Source organism: Pseudomonas oryzae, assembly GCF_900104805.1.
GTDB classification, from domain to species: domain Bacteria; phylum Pseudomonadota; class Gammaproteobacteria; order Pseudomonadales; family Pseudomonadaceae; genus Geopseudomonas; species Geopseudomonas oryzae.
This window is the reverse complement of record NZ_LT629751.1, coordinates 1,311,977-1,332,471: the sequence shown is the minus strand read 5'-3', so window position 1 is coordinate 1,332,471 and position 20,495 is coordinate 1,311,977. Positions and strand designations below refer to the sequence as shown.

At 70.3% G+C, this 20,495-nt stretch carries 15 protein-coding genes; 12 read left to right on the top strand and 3 right to left on the bottom strand.

The genetic code is table 11. From position 1 onward, the window contains the following. Positions 1-144: 144 nt before the first annotated feature. The gene (locus BLT78_RS06020; RefSeq protein ID WP_197673144.1) at positions 145-1,362 is read left to right on the top strand and encodes a hypothetical protein; all 1,218 of its coding nucleotides are present in this window, start codon (positions 145-147) and stop codon (positions 1,360-1,362) included. A gap of 6 nt (positions 1,363-1,368) precedes the next feature. Here BLT78_RS06020 and BLT78_RS06015 read toward each other — a convergent pair whose 3' ends face one another. Continuing rightward, positions 1,369-1,824, bottom strand: coding sequence for an Lrp/AsnC family transcriptional regulator (locus tag BLT78_RS06015; protein WP_090348093.1), 456 nt, complete (start codon positions 1,822-1,824; stop codon positions 1,369-1,371). Between the two features lie 137 nt (positions 1,825-1,961). Here BLT78_RS06015 and BLT78_RS06010 point away from each other — a divergent pair, with 137 nt between their 5' ends. The 3 genes from BLT78_RS06010 to BLT78_RS06000 all read left to right on the top strand — a co-directional run bounded on the left by BLT78_RS06010 (position 1,962) and on the right by BLT78_RS06000 (position 9,658). Further along, a complete protein-coding gene (locus tag BLT78_RS06010; protein WP_090348091.1) occupies positions 1,962-5,552 on the top strand; it encodes an indolepyruvate ferredoxin oxidoreductase family protein in 3,591 nt (1,196 codons plus the stop codon). Positions 5,553-5,747: 195 nt separating this feature from the next. Next, positions 5,748-7,388, top strand: a complete 1,641-nt coding sequence (locus BLT78_RS06005; protein ID WP_090352165.1) for a VRR-NUC domain-containing protein — start codon at positions 5,748-5,750, stop codon at positions 7,386-7,388. Continuing rightward, a complete protein-coding gene (locus tag BLT78_RS06000) occupies positions 7,385-9,658 on the top strand; it encodes an ATP-dependent DNA helicase (RefSeq protein WP_090348090.1) in 2,274 nt (757 codons plus the stop codon). The genes BLT78_RS06005 and BLT78_RS06000 overlap by 4 nt, the downstream gene beginning before the upstream one ends. Before the next feature lie 16 nt (positions 9,659-9,674). Here BLT78_RS06000 and BLT78_RS05995 read toward each other — a convergent pair whose 3' ends face one another. After that, on the bottom strand, positions 9,675-10,154 hold the full coding sequence (locus tag BLT78_RS05995; protein ID WP_090348089.1) for a GNAT family N-acetyltransferase: 480 nt from the start codon (positions 10,152-10,154) through the stop codon (positions 9,675-9,677). 289 nt (positions 10,155-10,443) lie between these two features. Here BLT78_RS05995 and BLT78_RS05990 point away from each other — a divergent pair, with 289 nt between their 5' ends. Genes BLT78_RS05990 through BLT78_RS05960 form a run of 7 tightly spaced genes read left to right on the top strand, consistent with a single transcriptional unit; the run spans position 10,444 to position 17,518 of the window. Then, on the top strand, positions 10,444-11,064 hold the full coding sequence (locus tag BLT78_RS05990) for a hypothetical protein (protein ID WP_090348088.1): 621 nt from the start codon (positions 10,444-10,446) through the stop codon (positions 11,062-11,064). 40 nt (positions 11,065-11,104) lie between these two features. Continuing rightward, the gene (locus BLT78_RS05985) at positions 11,105-11,779 is read left to right on the top strand and encodes a hypothetical protein (RefSeq protein WP_090348087.1); all 675 of its coding nucleotides are present in this window, start codon (positions 11,105-11,107) and stop codon (positions 11,777-11,779) included. A 5-nt stretch (positions 11,780-11,784) separates the two neighbouring features. Further along, positions 11,785-13,122 (top strand): hypothetical protein, encoded by a 1,338-nt coding sequence (locus BLT78_RS05980; RefSeq protein ID WP_090348085.1) that lies wholly within the window; start codon positions 11,785-11,787, stop codon positions 13,120-13,122. A 16-nt stretch (positions 13,123-13,138) separates the two neighbouring features. After that, entirely contained in the window at positions 13,139-15,160 is a 2,022-nt protein-coding gene (locus tag BLT78_RS05975) for a hypothetical protein (RefSeq protein ID WP_157719492.1), read from the top strand. Between the two features lie 10 nt (positions 15,161-15,170). Next, positions 15,171-16,226 (top strand): aminotransferase class I/II-fold pyridoxal phosphate-dependent enzyme, encoded by a 1,056-nt coding sequence (locus BLT78_RS05970; RefSeq protein WP_090348082.1) that lies wholly within the window; start codon positions 15,171-15,173, stop codon positions 16,224-16,226. Positions 16,227-16,248: 22 nt separating this feature from the next. After that, positions 16,249-16,767: a GIY-YIG nuclease family protein gene (locus BLT78_RS05965; RefSeq protein ID WP_090348081.1), complete on the top strand. Its 519-nt coding sequence runs from the start codon at positions 16,249-16,251 to the stop codon at positions 16,765-16,767. Between the two features lie 16 nt (positions 16,768-16,783). Next, positions 16,784-17,518 carry an amidohydrolase family protein gene (locus BLT78_RS05960; protein WP_090348080.1) on the top strand — a complete coding sequence of 245 codons (735 nt, stop codon included), beginning with the start codon at positions 16,784-16,786 and terminating at the stop codon, positions 17,516-17,518. Positions 17,519-17,526: 8 nt separating this feature from the next. On the opposite strand, the gene BLT78_RS05955 is transcribed toward BLT78_RS05960, so the two are convergent. Then, the gene (locus BLT78_RS05955) at positions 17,527-18,747 is read right to left on the bottom strand and encodes a sigma-54-dependent transcriptional regulator (RefSeq protein WP_197673143.1); all 1,221 of its coding nucleotides are present in this window, start codon (positions 18,745-18,747) and stop codon (positions 17,527-17,529) included. A gap of 638 nt (positions 18,748-19,385) precedes the next feature. Here BLT78_RS05955 and BLT78_RS05950 point away from each other — a divergent pair. Beyond that, on the top strand, positions 19,386-20,483 hold the full coding sequence (locus tag BLT78_RS05950; protein ID WP_090348078.1) for a saccharopine dehydrogenase family protein: 1,098 nt from the start codon (positions 19,386-19,388) through the stop codon (positions 20,481-20,483). Positions 20,484-20,495: the final 12 nt, after the last annotated feature.

Sequence of the window (20,495 nt, the reverse complement as noted above, 5' to 3'; positions counted from 1 at the left end):
CCGCAGGCGAGGACTAGACTGAAAGCGACGGTGGCGGACCTGCGGGACGCCCCGCAGGCGTGGCTGGCGACTGCATGAGCTCCGCAGCAGTTCGCGAGGAAGGAAAGCGCAGCCCCTTGAGGTCTGCGGAGCCTTCGAAGTCCCATGTACAACGTCAAGGCCCCGCCCGGGACGCGCCAGACAGCGGATGTCGTTGCCCTGTCGAGTCAGCTGGTCGACCCGCCGCTGCTCTGCCTGCGCCTGCTGATCGTGGCGCTGCTGCTGAGCCTTGCCGGTTGCGCCGGCAGGGAACGTCCCCCCCAGCCGCCGCCCCCGCACGTTTCGGCCAGCACCTGGCGCCAGATCGACAGCGACATCTTCGCCGCCTCGCTGAGCGCCAGCGAGCAGGCCTCCAGCTACGCCCAGCAGAACATGCAGCGCTGGATGGACCTGGTCTACCAGCGCACCGAAGCCGAATTCATTCCCTGGTACTCCAGCTACTGGACCCGGCAGTGGCTGACCATGAAAGTCGCCTGGTACAAGATGAATGCCGATGGCGAGAAGGATCCGACCGTGCAGCGCCTGGCGGTCTACCTGCAGGAGCAGTACCACGACCTGGTGCTGGAGCCGGTCGCCAGGCAGGTCGATCCGGACCAGGTGATGGAGCAGGCCACCCGCTATTACATCCAGCAACTCGGCCTGCAGGTGCGCAAGCTGCCGCAGCGCTATGGCGTGCCCGCGGATCAGTTCGACCATCATCTGCAGGCCATTCCGGCGATCTCGCTGGGTTCCTCGTCGGGCGGCGCCTCGCTGTACCAGCTCGTGGAGGCGAAGCGGCTGGACGGGATGCCGGCCTACGAGGCGCTGATCGCGCGGATTCAGCAATCGCCCGGACGCAGCAAGGACTGGTCCTCGGACCCCGGAATTTCCAACGTGGCGCAGAAGACCAGCGAAAGCCTGGTCAACGAGCTCGCCACCAGCAGTGTCGCCGGCGCCATCTCCTCGGCGATCGGCGGCGCCGCCGGCATGGCGCTGTCGCTGGGCACCGCGGGCATCAGCGCCATCCTGCGGGAAAAGGAGCGCCCGAAGATGGAATCGCGCCTGCGCAACAACCTGCAGGCCGCCTTTCAGGAGGACTGGCTGAACCTGATGCGCAACCATGAGAACGGCGTGCTGGCCGGGGTCTACCACATCTCCGGCCAGATCGAGGGCAGCCTGGCCGCCAGCGTGGCCCGGCCGCTGCGCTACGAGCCGCCCTCGCGCAGCGTGGCGCAACCGCTGCGCCCGCAGGCGCAACCCGTAGCGCCGGGCATTCCGCAGCCAGCGGCTCCCCCCGTCCGCTACCGGACCACCGACCAGGGCACGCCCTACCAGATCTGGTAGCGCCCGCTACAGCGGCAGGCTCACCTCGTCCTTCACCTCCCGGAGCACCACGCTGGTGTGCACGCTGGCCACCCCGGGCAGGCGGAAGATGCGCTGCTGCAGCACCTGATCGTAGGCCTTGATGTCGCTGGTGACCACCTTGATCAGGTAGTCGGCCTTGCCGGTGGTGGCGTAGCAGGCAACGATCTCCGGGGTAGCCGCCACCGCCGCCTCGAACTCGGCGGTCACGTCGCCGGCGTGGCGGCTCAGCGCCACCTCGGCGAACACGCAGTTCTGCAGGCCGACCTTCTCGCGATCCACCAGCACCGTGTAACGGCGGATCACCCCCTCCTCCTCCAGCTCCTTGATGCGCCGCCAGCAGGGCGTGGTCGACAGGCCGACCTTCTCGGCGAGCTGCTGCATGGTCTGCCGGGCGTCGCGCTGCAGTTCGCTGAGCAGCTGGCGGGCGAACTTGTCGAGCATGACATTCTCCTTTTGCCGAAATATCGATTAATTTTTTCTCGAATCTACCGTCTACCAGGGAAAAAGAGAAACAAAAAACCGCCTGCGCTGGGGAACACTATTCCCCACAGAACAACACCTCTCGCAGGACAACAACAATGACCCATGCGACCGAGCGCGCCAGCACCGTGCAGCTGCGCGACGACTACCGCCTGAGCGACAGCCTCGAAGCCACCCGCGGCCAGATCTTCCTCACCGGCACCCAGGCCTTGGTCCGCCTGCCGCTGATGCAGCGCGCCCTCGACCGCGCGCGCGGCCTCAACAGCGCCGGCTTCATCAGCGGCTATCGGGGCTCGCCTCTGGGCATGGTCGACCAGGCCCTGTGGAAGGCCAAGCGCCTCTTGGCCGACAACCAGATCGAATTCCTCCCCGCGATCAACGAAGAACTGGGCGGCACCGCGGTGCTCGGCACCCAGCAGGTCGAATCCGACCCGCAGCGCACCGTCGACGGCGTGTTCGCCTACTGGTACGGCAAGGGCCCGGGCGTCGACCGCGCCGGCGATGCCCTGAAGCACGGCCACGCCTACGGCTCCTCGCCCAACGGCGGCGTGCTGATCGTCGCCGGCGACGACCACGGCTGCGTGTCCTCCTCCATGCCGCACCAGAGCGACCTGGCCTTCCAGGCCTGGAGCGTGCCGACCGTTTCCCCGGCGACCATCGCCGAATACCTCGAGTTTGGCCTGTACGGCTGGGCGCTGTCGCGCTTCTCCGGCGCCTGGGTCGGCTTCACCGCCCTGTCCGAGGTGGTGGAAAGCGGCTCGACCGTCGATCTGGACCGCATCCAGACCCGCTTCGACGCCCCGGTGGACTACACCCCGCCGGCCGGCGGCCTGCACTATCGCTGGCCGGACCTGCCCTCGCTGCAGCTGGAAGCCCGCCAGGCCGACAAGCTCGACGCGGTGCGCGCCTTCGCCAAGAGCAACAGCATCGACAAGACCATCGTCGCCTGCGACAACGCGCGCTTCGGCATCGTCACCTGCGGCAAGGCGCACCTCGACTTCCTCGAGTGCCTGCGTCGCCTGGACATCTCCCTCGACGACCTGGCCCGCGCCGGCATCCGCGTCTACAAGATCGGCCTGTCCTTCCCCATCGAGCCGAACCGCGCGCTGGACTTCGTGCGCGGCCTCGACGAGGTGCTGGTGATCGAGGAGAAGGCGCCGGTGATCGAGCGCCAGCTGCGCGAGCTGCTGTACAACCAGCCGAGCGAGCTGCGCCCGCGCCTGCTCGGCAAGCAGGACGCCGCCGGCAAGCCGCTGCTCTCCGCCCTCGGCGAGCTGCGCCCGTCGCGCATCATGCCGGTGCTGGCCGACTGGCTGGCCCGCCAGACCGCCGATCTCGACCGCCGCCACCTGGTCCGCGACTTCACCGCGCCGTCGCAGCTGAGCAACCTGGCCGACGCAGTGCGCCGCTCGCCCTACTTCTGCTCCGGCTGCCCGCACAACAGCTCGACCAAGGTGCCGGAAGGCTCGCGCGCGCTGGCCGGCATCGGCTGCCACTTCATGGCCAACTGGATGGACCGCGACACCAGCGGCCTGATCCAGATGGGCGGCGAAGGCGTCGACTGGGCGGCGCACTCGCGCTTCACCCAGGTGCCGCACGTGTTCCAGAACCTCGGCGACGGCACCTACTACCACTCCGGCTACCTGGCGATCCGCCAGTCGATCGCCGCCAAGGCCAACATCACCTACAAGATCCTGTTCAACGACGCGGTGGCCATGACCGGCGGCCAGCCGGTGGACGGCACCATCACCGTCGACGCCATCGCCCAGCAGGTCACCGCCGAGGGCGCACGCAAGGTGGTGGTGCTCAGCGACGACATCGCCAAGTACGCCAGCCAGCGCGACCGCTTCCCGGCCAGTACCGCCTTCCACCCGCGCGAGGATCTCGACAGGATCCAGCGCGAACTGCGCGAAACCGCCGGCGTCACCGTGCTGATCTACGAGCAGACCTGCGCCGCCGAGAAGCGTCGCCGCCGCAAGAAGGGCGAGTTCCCCGATCCGGACCGTCGCTTGTTCATCAACCAGGCGGTGTGCGAAGGCTGCGGCGACTGCGGCGTGGCCTCCAACTGCCTGTCGCTGGTGCCGCTGGAGACCGAACTGGGCCGCAAGCGCCAGCTCGACCAGTCGTCGTGCAACAAGGACTACTCCTGCGTCAACGGCTTCTGCCCGAGCTTCGTCTCGGTCAAGGGCGGTCGCGTGCGCAAGGGCGTCGGCGCCCTGCAGGGCGAAGCAGGCCAGCGCGCGCTCGCCGAGCTGCTGAACAACCTGCCGCGCCCGGCGGCCCACGTCTGGAACGCGCCCTACGACCTCTTGGTCACCGGCGTCGGCGGCACCGGCGTGGTCACCGTCGGCGCGCTGATCAGCATGGCCGCCCACCTGGAATTCAAGTCGGCCAGCGTGCTCGACTTCATGGGCTTCGCCCAGAAGGGCGGCGCCGTGCTGTCCTTCGTGCGCCTGGCCGACGTGCCGGAGCGCCTCAATCAGGTGCGCATAGACACCCAGCAGGCCGACGCCCTGCTCGCCTGCGACCTGGTGGTCGCCGCCTCCGCCGACGCCCTGCAGAGCGTCAAGCACGGCCGCACCAGGGTGGTCGCCAACCGCCACGTGCTACCCACCGCCGAATTCGTGCAGAACCCGGACGCCAACCTGCAGACCGAAGGCCTGCTGGAGAAGATCCGCCACGCCGTCGGCGAGGCCGGCCTGGAGCTGTGCGACGCGCAGAGCCTGGCGCAGCGCGCCCTCGGCGACAGCATCGGCGCCAACATCCTGCTGATGGGCTACGCCTGGCAGGCCGGGCTGATCCCGCTGAGCCTGGAATCGCTTGAGCGCGCCATCGAGCTGAACGGCGTCGCCGTACCGATGAACCTGGCCGCCTTCGGGCTCGGCCGCCTGGCCCGCGCCAACCCGCAGGGCCTGCGCCAGCTGCTCAGCCGCAGCGCCGAGATCGACGAGTTCCGCGCCATCGAGGACTTCGACGAGCTGGTCGCCCACCGCGAGCTGCTGCTCACCGACTACCAGAACGCCGCCTACGCCCGCCGCTTCCGCCAACTGGTCGACGAGGTGGCGAAGGCCGAACGCGCCCTGCTCGGCCCGCAGGCCAAGCTGCGCCTGAGCCCGGCGGTGGCGCGCGGCTACGCCAAGCTGATGGCCTACAAGGACGAGTACGAGGTGGCGCGTCTATACAGCGACCCGCAGTTCCGCGCCCAGCTGGAAGCGCAGTTCGAGGGCGACTTCCGCCTGGAATTCCACATGGCCCCGCCGCTGCTGTCGCGCCCGGGCGCGGACGGCCGTGCGCGCAAGATCACCCTGGGCCCGTGGCTTGCCAAGGTCTTCCCGCTGCTGGCCAAGGCCAAGGCCCTGCGCGGCAGCGCGCTGGACCTGTTCGGCAAGACCGAGGAGCGGCGCATGGAGCGCCGGCTGATCGAGGACTACGCCGCGCGCATCCGCGAGCTGCTGCCGCAGCTGACCGAGGACAACCTCGACGCCGCCGTGCGCATCGCCGCGCTGGCCGAGGAGATCCGCGGCTACGGCCACGTCAAGCTGGCCAGCGTCGAGCGCGTCAAGTCTCGCGAGGCGCAGCTGCTGCACGCCTTCTCCCCGCAGCGCTATGCCAAGCCGCAGCCGAAGGTCGAGGCGGTGCCGGTGCAGGTGGTGCACATCCAGCCGGCCAAGGCCCAGCAAATTGCATGAGCATGTTGTGAGCTGATCGGGTTTTCAGAGGCGTTACCCGATCTTGGCCGCCCGTACCGCGAGGTACGGGCGGTTTTTTTATCCGCGCGATGGCGACTTCCGCCCCGGCGCCCGCTCCGGCAACGACGCCCGCGGGCGGCAACGAATCCGACGCACAGCGTTGACATGCTGGATGCCTATACAGATCATCGCGCCATGTCCGCGCCCCTGCCTCCCGAACTCTATTACCTCGGCAACTTCCGCACCGCGCTCGCCTGGGTCGGCGAACGCTATGCCGATCTGCTCAGTGCCGAGGAATCCTCCTTCATCGCCCGCTTCGCCGCGCTGCCGCTGCCCGCGCAGGCGCTGCTGGTGCGCATGGTGATGCGCAAGGGCTGCCACTTCCGCGCCAGCAAGCTGCAGTACGCCGAGATCGGTGCCACCCACGCGGCGGCGGCGACGTTGCTCGAACTGGGCTGGCTCAGCGACCGCGCACCGCTGGAGGCCCGCGAGGTCGCCGCCCTGCTGCGCAAGGACGAGCTGCTCGCCCATCTGCCGCTGGCCGACCGCCGCGCCAGCCAGAAGAAGGCCGAACTGGAGGCGCAACTCGCGGCCCTCGAGCTGCCGGCGCAGCCATTCGCCGCCTGGTGCCCGGGCCTCGACGAGCGCCTGTACAGCCTGCAGGTCGGCGCACTGTGCGACCGCCTGCGCCTGCTGTTCTTCGGCAACCTGAGCCAGGACTGGTCGGAGTTCGTCCTCACCGACCTGGGCATCTTCCGCTACGAAGCGGTGCCGATCAGCCCCGAGTCGCGCGGCTTCCGTTGCCGCGCGGACGTCGACGACTACCTGTTCCTGCGCGAACGGCGCGAGCGCTTCGAGGCTGGCGAGCCAGTCGAGTCCGTGCTGGACGGCCTGCTCGACTTCGCCAGTGCCAACCCCTACCTGCAGTCGCGCCACGCCCGGCTGCTGTTCAAGCTGGCCCAGCAGCTGGAGAAGGACGGCGCGGCCGAGGCGGCGCTGGACCTGTACCGGCGCTGCGCCCACGGCGAGGCGCGCTGGCGGCAGATCCGCGTGCTGGAAAAGCTCGAACGCCACGCCGAGGCCCACGCGCTGGCCGTGCAGGCGAGCGCCAGCCCGCACAACGACGAGGAAGCCCAGCGCCTGGAGCGCGCCCTGCCGCGCCTGGCGCGCAAGCTCGGCCTGCCGGCGCCGAAACGCCGCACCGCCGTCGCCGAGACGAACAGCCAGCTGGTGCTGGCGCGCCCGGCGCATGGCAGCGTCGAACACGCGGTGCGCGAGCATCTGCACCGCGCGGAGGCGCCGGTGCACTACGTGGAGAACACCCTGCTGTGCAGCCTGTTCGGCCTGCTGTGCTGGGAGGCGATCTTCGCGCCGCTGCCGGGGGCCTTCTTCCACCCCTTCCACAGCGGCCCGGTCGACCTGTACAGCAGCGACTTTTACGCACGGCGCAAGCCGCTGTTCGACGCCTGCCTGGCGCGCCTGGACGACGGCAGCTACCGGACGCACGTGCGCCAGCTGCATCGCGACAAGTTCGGCACCCAGTCGCCCTTCGTGTTCTGGGGCCTGCTCGACGAGGCGCTGCTCGAACTGGCGCTGGACTGCATCCCCGCCGCGCACCTGCGCGCCTGCTGCGAACGCCTGCTGGGCGACCTCAGGGCCAACCGCGCCGGCATGCCCGACCTGATCCAGTTCCACCCGGCCGAGCGCCGCTACCGGCTTATCGAGGTGAAGGGTCCGGGCGACCGCCTGCAGGACAACCAGAAGCGCTGGCTGGCCTTCGCCGCCGCGCACGGCATCCCGGTCGAGGTCTGCTACGTGAACTGGGCCGCGGCATGAGCTATGCGGTCGCCGTGCGTGCGCTGTGCGAGTTCACCGCCAAGGCCGGCGACCTCGACCTGCGTTTCACCCCGGCGCCCACCGCCCAGGAGGGCATCGCCGGCCACCAGACGGTGGTGGCGCGGCGCGGCCCGCACTACCGGGCCGAACTACCGCTGGCCGGCGGCTATCCCGGCCTGCGGGTCAGCGGCCGCGCCGACGGCTACGACCCGCTGGAGAACCTGCTGGAGGAGATCAAGACCCACCGCGGCGACGTGGCGCGCATCCCCGACAACCACCGCCAGCTGCACTGGGCGCAGGCCAAGGTGTACGGCTGGCTGCTGTGCCAGAGCGAGGGCCTCACCGAGATCGAGCTGGCGGTCGTCTACTTCAACGTGCTCACGCAGAAGGAGACCGTCCTGCGCGAGCGCTTCGCGGCGGCCGAGCTGGAGGCCTTCTTCGCCCTGCAGTGCCAGCGCTTCATCGCCTGGGCAGAGCAGGAGCAGGCGCACCGCGTGGCGCGCGACGCCGGCCTCACCTGCCTGCGCTTCCCCTGGCCCGAGTTCCGCCGCGGCCAGCGCCAGCTCGCCGAGGCGGTTTACCGTGCCGCCCGCGACGGCGACACGCTGCTGGCGCAGGCCACCACCGGCATCGGCAAGACCCTCGCCACCCTGTTCCCCCAGCTCAAGGCCTTCCCCGGCCAACGGCTCGACCGGCTGTTCTTCCTCACCGCCAAGACGCCGGGCCGGCGCCTGGCCCTGGATGCGCTGGCCAGCCTGCGCCAACAGGAAGCCGAGCTGCCGCTGCGGGTGCTCGAACACGTGGCGCGCGACAAGGCCTGCGAGCACCCGGAGCGCAGCTGCCACGGCGAGTCCTGCCCGCTGGCCAAGGGCTTCTACGACCGCCTGCCGGCGGCGCGGCTGGCGGCGCTCGGGCGGCGCTGGCTGACCCAGGCCGAGGTGCGCGAGATCGCCCTCGCCCACCAGGTCTGCCCCTACTACCTGAGCCAGGAGCTGTGCCGCTGGGCCGACGTGGTGGTCGGCGACTACAACTACTACTTCGACCTCAGCGCCCTGCTCCACGGCCTGACGGTGCTCAACGACTGGCGGGTGACCGTGCTGGTCGACGAGGCGCACAACCTGGTCGAGCGGGCGCGCGGCATGTACACCGCCGAGCTGGACCAGCACGTGTTCATGGACATGCGCAAGTCGGCGCCGGCCAAGCTGAAGAGCCCGCTGGAGCGGGTCGGCCGCCACTGGAACCAGCTCAACCGCGACCAGGACAGCGACTACCAGATCCTGCCCGGCGTGCCGGACCTGTTCGTCGCCGCGCTGCAGAAGGCGGTCAGCGCCATCACCGACCACCTGACCGACCAGCCCGACGGCAACGAGCGCGCCCTGCTGCAGTTCTATCTGGATGCCCTGCAGTTCTGCCGCCTCGCCGAGGCCTACGGGCCGCACTCGCTGTTCGACATCAGCCGGCATGCCGGCAAGGCCAGTCGCAGCCGCTCGACCCTGTGCCTGCGCAACCTGGTGCCGGCGCCCTTCCTCGCCGAACGCTTCGCCAACGCCCACAGCACCACGCTGTTCTCCGCCACCCTGCGCCCGGCCGACTACTACCGCGACCTGCTCGGCCTGCCGCAGGACAGCCGCTGGCTGGAGGTGGAGTCGCCGTTCGCCGCCGAACAGCTGGCGGTGCGCATCGTGCGCAACCTGTCGACCCGCTACCAGCACCGCGCGGCGAGCCTGGCGCCGATCTGCCGGGTCATCGCCGCGCAGTACCGCGCGCGGCCGGGCAACTACCTGGCGTTCTTCAGCAGCTACGCCTACCTGCAGCAGGTGCTGGAGCTGTTCGCCACCCTGCATCCGGACATCCCGACCACGGCGCAGAGCCGCAGCATGAACGAGGGCGAGCGCCAGGCCTTCCTCGACGGTTTCACCGAGCACTCGCGCGGTATCGGCTTCGCCGTGCTCGGCGGCGCCTTCGGCGAGGGCATCGACCTGCCCGGCGAGCGGCTGATCGGCGCCTTCATCGCCACCCTCGGCCTGCCGCAGGTCAACGAGGTCAACGAGGAGGTCAAGGCGCGCATGGCGCAGCTGTTCGGCCCGGACAACGGCTACGACTACGCCTACCTGTACCCCGGGCTGCAGAAGGTGGTGCAGGCCGCCGGGCGGGTGATCCGCACCACCTCGGACGAGGGCGTGGTGTACCTGCTCGACGACCGCTTCGCCCAGCCCGCGGTCCGCGCGCTGCTCCCCGGCTGGTGGCGGCCGGCGCTGGTGAAGTGCTGAGCCCGGCTGCGCGGCTTCAGCCCCGGGCGAAGCTGCGCAGCGCCTCGCCCTCCAGGCGGTAGCGCACCCACTCGTCCTGCGGCTCGGCGCCCAGCGAGCGGTAGAAGCCGATGGCCGGCTCGTTCCAGTCCAGCACGCTCCACTCCAGCCGCCCGCAGTCGTTGGCCACCGCCTCGCGGGCGATGTGGCGCAGCAACTGACGGCCCGCGCCGCTGCCGCGCTGTTCGGGCGTGACGTAGAGGTCCTCCAGGTAGATGCCGTTGCGCCCCAGCCAGGTCGAGTAGCTGAAGAAGTACACCGCGTAGCCGACCGGCCGGCCATCGCGCAGGCACATCAGCGCACGGGCCGGGGCGCCCTCGGCGAACAGGCTGCGGCGGATGTCGTCGACGCTGGCCACCACCGAGTGCTCGGCGCGCTCGTAGATGGCCAGCTCGCGGATGAAGGCGAGGATCTGTTCGGCGTCGGCAGGCTGGGCGGGACGGATCTCGAAGCTCATGGAAACCTCCTGTTGGCGAATGCGCGCAGGTTAGCCAATCCCGCCGGCGCAATGCACGGCATTCCCACGACAGATCGTCCCCGGGCGCCAGCGGGTTCGGCTGCCTGCGCCAGGCGCGAAGCATTTTTCACCCCCGCACCCCAAGCCGGCCGCCCCGCGCGAAGTTCCTTTCGCCCGACGGCCACGCTAACCCCGGCCAAACGCGCCTGCGCCGCTGGCACGCCCCTTGCGATATGCCCTGCAGGCTTCGCCACCCCGCCGGCACCGGCCGCGACAGGAGGATCCAGGCATGACGCGCGCGCTTCTCGACTACCAGCCGCAGTTCGCAGCCCTCGAGCTACAGCAGCCGGCGCTGCGCCCCGTCGCCGCCGAGCAGGACGAACTGGACGAGCTGGAGTTCGCCGCGGCGCTGCTGGAAGTCCGCAGCCCGCCCCAGTTGGCGCAGCTGCTCACCCGCCTGCAGGCGCGCGCCGGTCTGGCGCCCGGCTCGGCGCAGGGACGCGCCCTGGCGGCACTGCTGAGCGCCACCGCGCGGCGCACCCTGCCGGTGCTGGAGCGGGCGCTGAGCGGACGGCCGGGCAGCGCCCGCGCGTCCGGCACCGCGGCGGCGGCCGGGCGCTACTTCGGCCTCGAGCTGGAAGGGCTGAGCCCGGAGGATCAGGAATTCGAGGCGGCCAGGCGTTTCGTGCGCCTGGCCAACAGCGCGACCCGCACGGCGCTACGGCTGCCGGGCGGCAACGCGCAGTCAGTTGCCCGCGCGGCACTGCACAGGGCGGCGCAGCGCCACGCGCCGGGCCTGCTGCCAGCGCAACCGGGCCGCAAGTCCGCAGGCGCCCGTTCGGGCCTGCCGGGCAGTGAGCAAGGGCGCTGGGTTCGCCAGGGCCACCACATCATCGTCGACAACAGCTGATCCCACGCGGACCGGCGCCTCCCCTCATAAGGAGTCAATCATGCACGACATCGATCGCACGCAAATGGAATACATGCCCGAGCTGTCGGCATTCGAAACCGAGAGTTTCGAATATGGCGAACAGGAGTGGTCGGGCGAGATGGCCGACGAAACCATTCTCAGCGAGGCTGACGAACTGGAACTGGCCGGCGAGCTGCTGGGAGTGAGCAACGAGGAGGAGCTCGAACAGTTCCTCGGCAACCTGCTGAAGAAGGCCGGCCGCGCGGTCGGTCAGGTGGTCCGCTCGCCGGTCGGCAAGGCGCTCGGCGGCGTGCTCAAGGGGGTGGCCAAGAAGGCCCTGCCGCTGGCCGGTGGCGCCCTCGGCGCCTACGTCGGCGGGCCGCTGGGCGCCAAGATCGGCAGCGGCCTGGCCTCGGCGGCGGGCCGCGCCCTGGGCCTCGAAGCGGAGACCATGGAGCAGGAGGAGCTGGAGTTCGAGGGCGCCCGCCAGTTCGTGCGCCTGGCCGCCAACACCGTGCAGAAGGCCGCCGCCGCCCCGCCCGGCGCCAACCCGCACAAGGTGGCCCAGGCCGCCGCCATCGCCGCCTCGCGGCAGCTCGCGCCCGGCTTGCTCGGCGCCGGCCGGCAGCCGCTGGGGGCGACGGCGCGAAGCGGCCGTAGCATGAGCGGGCGCTGGGTGCGCCACGGCAACAAGATCGTCCTCTACGGGGTGTAGCGGCCATGTCGCCCTTCGCTGCCTGGATCCTCGCTCAGGAGGCACGCGCGCTGCTGACGCGGCTGGCCCAGGTGCGCCCGTTCGCCCTGCTGGAGCCGATGGTCCCGGCAGCGGCCCTGCTGCCCGGCGCGCAGACTGCCATCGAGCAGCATCTGCTGGCCGGCAAGCGGGATGTCGGCGCGCTGGTGCAGGGTTTCCTCGGCTGGCTGGGCGGCCCGTCGGCCCGGCTGGCCACGGATGCCGAGGCGCAGCGCAGGTTTTCCTTCCTGCGTCTGCGCTTCAACGCCGTGCTCACCCAGTTCGACCTGTTCAACGACGTGATCTCCCAGCGCAGCGAGCACGACACCGGCGTGTGGATGTCCGGCCTCGACGTGGTCTCGGCCGACGCCCTGACCCTGGCGGGCAGCTACTACCCGGTGCCGCCGGTGATCTGCTACCTGGACCGCGGCATCGGCGCCGCCATCCGCCGGGCGCGCACGCGCCTGCCGGGCGGCGGCAGCAACCCGGTGGCGATCATTCGCGTGCCGCGCGAGCGGATGGTCGGCAGCGGCATCGCCTCCTCGCTGATCCACGAGGTCGGCCATCAGGCGGCGGCGCTGCTCGATCTGGTCGACTCGCTGCGGCCGCTGCTGCAGGGCATGCAGCGCGGCAGCGCCGCCGACCGCGAGGCCTGGCAGCTGTGGGCGCGCTGGATCTCGGAGATCGTCGCCGACTTCTGGTCGGTGGCGCGGGTCGGCATCTGCTCGACGCTGGGCCTGATGGGCGTGGTCAGCCTGCCGCGGCCGTTCATGTTCCGCCTGAACCTGGACGATCCGCATCCGGTGCCGTGGATCAGGGTCACGCTGAGCTGCGCCATCGGCCAGGCCCTCTACCCGCATCCGCAGTGGGCGCGCCTGGCGGCGCTGTGGCAATCGCTGTACCCGCCGCAGGGCCTGGATCCGGCGCGCCTGCGCCTGCTCGACCAGTTGCGGGCGACCATGCCGGCGTTCGTCAGCCTGCTGGTCAACCATCGCCCGCCACGCCTGCGCGGCAAGGCGCTGCACGAAGCGCTGGCGGTGCGCGAACGACAGCCGCGGCGCCTGGCGGACCTGTACCGCAGCTGGTGCCGGGCGCCGGCCGGCATGTACCGCGCGCCGCCCACCCTGGTGTTCGCCGTGCTCGGCCAGAGCCGCGTCGACGGGCGGCTGAGTCCGGAGGCGGAGAGCGCCCTGCTGAGCAAACTGCTCACCCACTGGGCGCTGCGCAGCACCCTCGATACGGCATCGGCCTGCCGCACGGCGGTGCTCCAGCGAGCCACCAGCCGAGCCTGGCTGGAATCAGAACATGGCCTGGCTACCCGCTAGCCGGCAGGAGGTTGACATGAAAGCTCACGACTCAGGATCCCACCAGCCCGCCACGCTCGACGTGTTCGTCCACGACGAGGCCGGCAGCAAGGGCGCGATCAGCGGCGCCCCGGTGCGGGTATTCAACGACCGTTTCGACTGGAAGGGCATGACGGGGGCGGATGGCCACTGCCTGGTGACGCTGCCGTGCGCCGGCACCTACCAGGCGAGCACCGAGGCCCATGGCCTGTCCGCCAGCTGGAAGGGCGAGGTGCACGCCGGCTGCCAGGTGCAGGCCTGCTGTGCGCTGCCGTTCGGCTTCGCCGTCGAGACCTTCCGCGCCGGCGACGACTGCACCACGACGCCCTGCAACCAGATTCCCCAGGGCCAGTCGCTGCTGATGCGCCTGTCTTGGCGCAAGGCGCTGGGCCGCGACTTCACCACCGCGCTGATCGCCAGCGGCGGCACGGTGATGCCCGGCTACCAGGAACGCCTGGAGGGCGACCGGCAGGTGCGCGAATACCTCTACCACGCGCATGCCCAAGGCCTGATGAGCTGGACCGCCCAGCTGACCGGCAGCCCGGAACTCAGCGTGCACGGCGAACTCAGCGTGCTGCCCAATGTGCAGAACGTGGCCGGCGAACTGCAGGTCAGCCGCCGACGCACGCAGACCACCTCCACCCCCGACACCGCCTTCTGGCAGGCCATCCTCAACAGCACCGAGGCGCTGTCGTTCAACAACTACCTGGGCTACATGAACTGGCTGTTCTGCGGAGAGGCCAAGCCCACCGACCTGGCGCCCTTCGAGAGCGAGCGCTTCGAGCACAAGGCGGAGGAGTTCGCCGCCCTGCGCAGCCAGCGGCTGCTGCCGTTCGCCGGCGCCGACGCCTACCGGGTGGTCAAGGCCGCCACCGAAGCCTTCGTCATGGTCAACTGCGGGGTGCTGGCCGAGCCGCGGCCGTTCGACGCGCAGAAGGACGAGGCCTACTTCGACCGCCGCGACCTGCCCTATCCGGTCAGCGCGGAATACCTGGTCGACGTGCAGGGCAACAAGACCCTGCCCTACCTGGCGGTGATCCGCGCCAAGCTGCCGGACATCCCGCTCAAGCTGAACCGCTTCGAGGATGTCCGCCACGGCCGCGACGGCCAGGGCGACAACTGCTACGGCATCCTCCAGGAAAAGCTGGGCAACCCCTGCCTGCTGGAGCTGATCTGGTCGTACTGGCAGGAGGAAGGCATGCTGGTGCAGACCGTCAACAGCATCACCCGGCGCTTCCAGAACATCCGCGGGCCGGGCGAGCGCGACGCGCTGGCGCACGTCGAGATCGACCCGCTGCGCCCGCTGAACAACCTGCTGTGGGGCTACGTGCAGGACGAGCAGCACCGCCTCAGCGTGGTGCGCCGCAACTACGAGTACGACCACCACTACGGCCTGCGCCTGGACGGCAAGGCGGTGCAGGAGATCCGCGCCGCCGACAGCCGCTCGAAGTTCATCGAGGCGTTCCACAACCTGCTGCGCCTGCTGCCGTCCTTCTACAAGCAGGACGACGACACCAACGTCAAGGCCGACGCCTTCCCGGTGCTCAACGCACTCAAGGAGGTGCACCTGATCCTCTCCCAGGGCGCGCACAACCAGTTCGGCGACCTGCCCTCCACCGCGCGCATCGAGATGCTCATGCAGCAGTGGCTGCTGGCGCGGCCGGAACTGCGCGAGTTCCTGCCGACGCGGGTGATGGTGGCCTATCCGGAGCCGTGGATGGATCGCGTCGACGCGATGAAGAAGCTGCAGGGCTGGAGCGACACCAGCGTGCTGCACTTCCGCAACCTCGCGGTGTTCGGCGAGCAGTTGCTGCTGTCGATCCGCTGGGGGCACTGGAGCGACGTCTACGAGCCGCTGCAGGCGTTCAACTGGGCACGCTTCTTCCGCCCGCAGGTGCAGGGCTACGTGCACGCCTACCGCGCCGCCACCGGGGTCGACCTGGGCGCCGACACGGTGGACGTCACCCTGCCCTCGCTGCTGCTCAGGCGGCGCCTGGAACAGCAACGGCGCAACGCCTGAGGGCCGCCCCATGCTCGACTTCACCTCCGCCCTGTATCTCGGCTGGCGCCACCCCAGCGCCGCTCTCGGCCACTGGGAGGGGCTCAGCCAGGGGCGCCCGGCAGCCCTGCGCGAACCGCCGGGCGCGACGGCGCTGGCCGAGCGCCTGGCGCAGCTGCAGGGCTGCGAGGCGGCACTGCTACTGCCTTCCACCCTGCACCTGTTCTGGGACCTGCTGCGCCTGCTCGCCGATCGTTCGACGGTGATCCTGGTGGATGCCGGCAGCTATGCGATCGCCCGCTGGGGCGCGCAGTGCGCCGCCACCCGGGGCGCCCGGGTGGAGAGCTTCGCCCATCACGATGTCGCCGCCGTGGCGCGCCTGGCCCGGCGGGCGCGGGCGCGGCACGAGCGGCCGATCATCCTCGCCGACGGCTACTGCACCCAGTGCGGCCGCGCGGCGCCGCTGGCCGGCTACGCCAGGGTGGCGCGCGACTGCGGCGGCTATCTGGTGCTGGACGACACCCAGGCGCTCGGCATCCTCGGTGCGCGGCCCACGGCGGCCAGCCCCTACGGCAGCGGCGGCGGCGGCTCCCTGCGCTGGCAGGGGCTCGCGGGGCCACACATCGTGGTCGGCGCCTCGCTGGCCAAGGCCTTCGCCGCCCCGCTGGCGGTCCTCGCCGGCAGCCGGGCGCTGATCCAACGCTTCATCCAGCGCAGCGAAACCCGCCTGCATTGCAGCCCGCCGTCGGTGGCCGCCATCCGCGCGGCCAGCCGGGCGCTGGCGCTCAACCGCGCCTGCGGCGATGCCCGCCGCAGCCGCCTGCTGGCGCTGGTCCGGCGCCTGCGCCGGCAGCTGAAGCCGCTGGGCCTGCAACCGGCCTGCGCGATGCCCTTCCCGGTGCAGTCCTTCGTCGGCGCGCCCGGCCCGCCGCCCGCGTGGCTGCAGCAGCGCCTGCGCGACGGCGGCATCGATGCCCTGCTGACCGGCAGCGGGCAGCACGGCACACCGCGTCTCACCCTGCTCGTCAGCGCCGGGCACCGCCCGCGCGACATCGACCGCGTCGCCGCCGTGCTGACGGCGCGCTGACCGCCCGCCACATGGAGGCACCATGAACGGCTCCAGGATCTTTGCCATCGAACCCTTCCCGGCCACCGGGCAACGCCCGCTCAGCGCCGAGCTGTCCCTCCCGCAGGCGCTGGCCAGCCCGGCCGCCAACGGCCCGGGCATCTACACCCTGCGCAAGCAGGGCAAGCCCTTCTACGTCGGGCGCGCCAGCAACCTGCGCCGGCGTCTGCAGGAGCACTTGCTGTGCCTGACCCGCATGGGCATCTCCCCCGTGGGCTATTCGGTCGACCTGCGCCCGTTGAGCGAGGCGCAGCTCAAGGCCCAGGAACGGGCGGCCATCCGGAAATGGGGGCTGCGCAGCCAGGGCGGGCTGCTGACCAACCGCAAGGCGCGCGAACTGGAACTGGCCCCCGACGCCGAGGGCGCCGCCCCGCACGGCCGCAGCTGCGGCTGCCGGCGCTGCCAGGACGAAGCGGCGAGCTTCGAATTCGCCCCGCCGCGCCGTCAGCCGGGCGGTTCCTGGCGCCGCCGGGGCCGGGTGATCGTGGTGTACGACGCCTGAACGCGCAGCCGCCGCCATGATCATCGACTGCCACTGCCATGCCGGCAAAGGCGACGGCTTCAGCGGCCCCTGGGATACCCATGCGCCGCTGGCCGCCTACCTCGGCCGCGCCCGGGCGGCGGGCATCGCCCGCAGCGTGCTGCTCGCCGCCTTCCATTCCGACTACGCGCAGGCCAACCGCGAGGTCGGCGAACTGCTGCTGCGCCATCCCCGGCGCTTCTACGGCTTCGCCTTCGTGCATGCCGCGCGCGATCGCGGGCGCGTGCGCACCCTGCTGCAGGGCGCCGTCGAACGCTATGGCTTCGTCGGTATCAAGCTGCACCGCCACGACGCGCGGATCAGCCGCGAGGTCTGCGAGGCGGCGCGCGCCCTGCGCCTGCCGGTGCTCTACGACGTCACCGGCGAGGTCGCGGTGTGCGAGCTGCTGGCCCAGGAATACCCGGACGTGCCCTTCATCATCCCGCACCTGGGCAGCTTCGCCGATGACTGGCAGGCCCAGCTCGCGCTGATCGACCATCTGGTGCGCCATCCCAACATCCATGCCGACACGGCCGGCGTGCGCCGCTTCGACCTGCTGGAGCAGGCATTGCGCCGCGCCGGCGCCCGCAAGCTGCTGTTCGGCAGCGACGGCCCCTGGCTGCATCCGGCCGTCGAGCTGGCGAAGATCCGCCTGCTCGGCCTCGCCCCGGCCGACGAGGCGCTGGTGCTGGGCGGCAACTTCCTGCGCCTGATCGGCCAGACGCACGGCTGAGCACCGGCTCAGCGCTCGTGGGCGCGGCGGTACTGCAGGGCCCGGTCGGTCACCCCCAGGCGGCTGGCGGCGCGGTGCAGGTTGCCGTCGGCCTCCTCGATGGCCAGGCGGATGGCCACCTCCGCCGCCGCCTCGCGGATCTCCCTGAGCCCGACGCCCAGGCTCAGCGCCTGGCGTATCGCCGCCTCGAAGCCGCTGGCGAAGCAGTCCTGGCGGCACGGCAACTGCCGTGGACGTTCCTCCTCGGGCACATCGCCGACGGTGATCGGCCCCGGCCCGACATGGCGGTGCTGCAGGCGGGCGACGACGCGGCGCAGGTCGCGCACGTTGCCGGGATAGTCGCGGGTGAGCAGGTACTCGCGCACGGCGTCGTCGAAGTCCGGCGCCGGCTGCTCGGGGTTCGCCTCGGCGATGAAGTGCGTGGCGAGCGGCAGGATGTCCTCGCGGCGCTCGCGCAACGGCGGGGTGCGGAAGATCCAGCCGGCGATGCGGAAATACAGGTCGCTGCGGAAGCGCCCACGGTGGATCTCGGCCTCCAGATCGCGGTTGGTGGCGCATACCAGGCGAAAGTCGGTGAACTGCCAGAGGTTGCTGCCCACCCGCTTGTACTGGTGCTCCTGGATCACCCTGAGCAGCTGCGCCTGCAGCGCCAGCGGCAGCTCGCCGATCTCGTCGAGAAACAGCGTGCCGCCGTTGGCCAGGGCGAAGGCGCCGTCGCGGGCGTTGACCGCGCCGGTGAAGGCGCCGCGCTCGTGGCCGAAAAACTCGCTGCCGGACAGCTCCGCGGTCACCGTCGTGCAGTCCACCACCACCAGCTCGGCCGCGCTGCGGCGCGGATCCAGCTCGTGCACCAGGCCGGCGAGCAGCTCCTTGCCCGTGCCGCTCTCGCCGATGATCAGCACCGGCGCCGGCGAAAACGCCGCGACCTCGATGAGCTGACGGAGCAGGCTGCGCCACGCCTGGCTCTGGCCGACCAGCCTGCCGCGCTGGCGGACCTCCTCGGCCAGCTGCTCGACGACCTGCCAGCGCTGCAGACGGGCCAGCACCGGCTCCATGCTGGCCGGCAACTCCTGCCACACCAGCACATCCGCGGCGCCGGCGTGCAACAGCGCCCACAGCTGCTCGGTGGTCAGGTCGCGCGACCACAGCACGATCACCAGCACGGTGGCTTCGTGGCTGGCCGCGCGCAGCACATCCAGGCAGGCGGCATCGATCTGGGCAAAGATCATCACGCCACATCCCCGCGCCGGTTGCGGCATCGCCGCGGCCGCGATGCCCGCCCGCTGCAGCAGGTCCTCGATGGAACTGCATGTCTGCGTATCCATCTGCCGGCAAAAATGAATCCAGGCTGAGATCAACATGGAATCACGGCTCCATTGCCTTGACGACAGAAGAATCTAGTCCTTCACATCGACAGGCGACGCAACTTCCGGACGTAAGGAACAATGGCAAACTGATGCCATATTTCCCGATCATGCCGACAAATCCGAAAAAAATGCAGAGATAAAGGTGACGATGGTCATGATTCATCCGTTTCCCGGCTGCTTGCCGGCGCCGGCCGAATCGGCCTTGCCAAGGCCGGGATGCCTCGTTCCGGCGCCGCCGCGCTCTTTGCCCAGCCGGCGCTTTGCCGCTCCTCGTCGCTCGCCCGGCACGCCCACTCCAGACCCCGGCGCGCCGGCCTGCCGGCGCAGGCGCCGGCAGGCCGGCAATCCCGCCGGGATGCGCCCGAAACGACAGATTGACCATCAGACTCGTCACTCTGTCGTATCAATTCATCGAAACGCAGCACGTTGCGTCTTATCGACGAACAGACGTCCCTCCTAGACTGGCTCCCGTCCTAACCAGTAACCCGGAGACAACAACAATGAACGTACTCCTGCTCGGCGCCGGCCACATCGGCTACACCATCGCGCAACTGCTGACCAACACCGGCGACTACAAGGTCATCGTCGCCGATCGTGAGCGCAGTTCCCTGAGCGCCATTGCCGAACTGGGCATCGCCACTCTGGAGCTGGATTCGTCCGACAGCGCCGCCCTGGAAAAGGCCATGGCCGGCCAGGACGCCGTACTCAACGCCCTGCCGTACCACATGGCCATCGGCGTGGCCAAGGCGGCGAAGAACACCGGCACCCACTACTTCGACCTGACCGAAGACGTGCACGCCACCAAGACCATCATGGAGCTGGCCAAGGACAGCAAGACCGCGTTCATGCCGCAGTGCGGCCTGGCGCCGGGCTTCATCGGCATCGCCGCCCACTCGCTGGCCGCCCGCTTCGACAGCGTGCGCGAGGTGAAGATGCGCGTCGGCGCGCTGCCGGAATTCCCCACCAACTCGCTGAAGTACAACCTGACCTGGAGCGTCGACGGCCTGGTCAACGAGTACTGCCATCCGTGCGAGGCGATCCGCAACGGCCGCCTGCAACTGGTGCAGCCGCTGGAAGGCCTGGAGCACTTCTCCCTCGACGGCGTCGAGTACGAGGCGTTCAACACCTCCGGAGGCCTGGGCACCCTGTGCGACACCCTGAGCGGCAAGGTCGAGACCCTGGACTACAAGACCGTGCGCTACCCGGGCCACCGCGACCTGATGAAGTTCCTCCTCGAGGACCTGCGTCTGGCCGGCAACCAGGACAAGCTCAAGGACATCCTGCGCGGCGCCGTGCCGAGCACCATGCAGGACGTGGTGCTGGTGTTCGTCACCGTCAACGGCCTCAAGGACGGCAAGCTGGTGCAGGAAGTGTTCAGCCGCAAGATCTTCGCCGACGTGCGCGGCGGCCGCCTGACCAGCGCCATCCAGATCACCACCGCCGCCGGCATCTGCGCCGCCCTGGACCTGTTCCGCGAGAAGCGCCTGCCGCAGTCCGGCTTCATCAGCCAGGAGCAGGTGTCCCTCGACGACTTCCTCGCCAACCGCTTCGGCAAGGCCTACGAGGAGCAGACCGACGAAGCCCGCGAAGCGGCCTGAGCCTGACCACCT

Excerpts from the sequence above, each read along its gene's own strand:
- BLT78_RS06020 (WP_197673144.1), top strand. The coding sequence starts at position 145 with ATGTACAACGTCAAGGCCCCGCCCGGGACGCGCCAGACAGCGGATGTC.
- BLT78_RS05970 (WP_090348082.1), top strand. The coding sequence starts at position 15,171 with ATGCTCGACTTCACCTCCGCCCTGTATCTCGGCTGGCGCCACCCCAGC.
- BLT78_RS05990 (WP_090348088.1), top strand. The coding sequence starts at position 10,444 with ATGACGCGCGCGCTTCTCGACTACCAGCCGCAGTTCGCAGCCCTCGAG.
- BLT78_RS05955 (WP_197673143.1), bottom strand. The coding sequence starts at position 18,747 with ATGATCTTTGCCCAGATCGATGCCGCCTGCCTGGATGTGCTGCGCGCG.
- BLT78_RS05975 (WP_157719492.1), top strand. The coding sequence starts at position 13,139 with ATGAAAGCTCACGACTCAGGATCCCACCAGCCCGCCACGCTCGACGTG.
- BLT78_RS06015 (WP_090348093.1), bottom strand. The coding sequence starts at position 1,824 with ATGCTCGACAAGTTCGCCCGCCAGCTGCTCAGCGAACTGCAGCGCGAC.
- BLT78_RS05950 (WP_090348078.1), top strand. The coding sequence starts at position 19,386 with ATGAACGTACTCCTGCTCGGCGCCGGCCACATCGGCTACACCATCGCG.
- BLT78_RS05980 (WP_090348085.1), top strand. The coding sequence starts at position 11,785 with ATGTCGCCCTTCGCTGCCTGGATCCTCGCTCAGGAGGCACGCGCGCTG.
- BLT78_RS05965 (WP_090348081.1), top strand. The coding sequence starts at position 16,249 with ATGAACGGCTCCAGGATCTTTGCCATCGAACCCTTCCCGGCCACCGGG.
- BLT78_RS05960 (WP_090348080.1), top strand. The coding sequence starts at position 16,784 with ATGATCATCGACTGCCACTGCCATGCCGGCAAAGGCGACGGCTTCAGC.
- BLT78_RS06005 (WP_090352165.1), top strand. The coding sequence starts at position 5,748 with ATGTCCGCGCCCCTGCCTCCCGAACTCTATTACCTCGGCAACTTCCGC.
- BLT78_RS06010 (WP_090348091.1), top strand. The coding sequence starts at position 1,962 with ATGACCCATGCGACCGAGCGCGCCAGCACCGTGCAGCTGCGCGACGAC.
- BLT78_RS05995 (WP_090348089.1), bottom strand. The coding sequence starts at position 10,154 with ATGAGCTTCGAGATCCGTCCCGCCCAGCCTGCCGACGCCGAACAGATC.
- BLT78_RS06000 (WP_090348090.1), top strand. The coding sequence starts at position 7,385 with ATGAGCTATGCGGTCGCCGTGCGTGCGCTGTGCGAGTTCACCGCCAAG.
- BLT78_RS05985 (WP_090348087.1), top strand. The coding sequence starts at position 11,105 with ATGCACGACATCGATCGCACGCAAATGGAATACATGCCCGAGCTGTCG.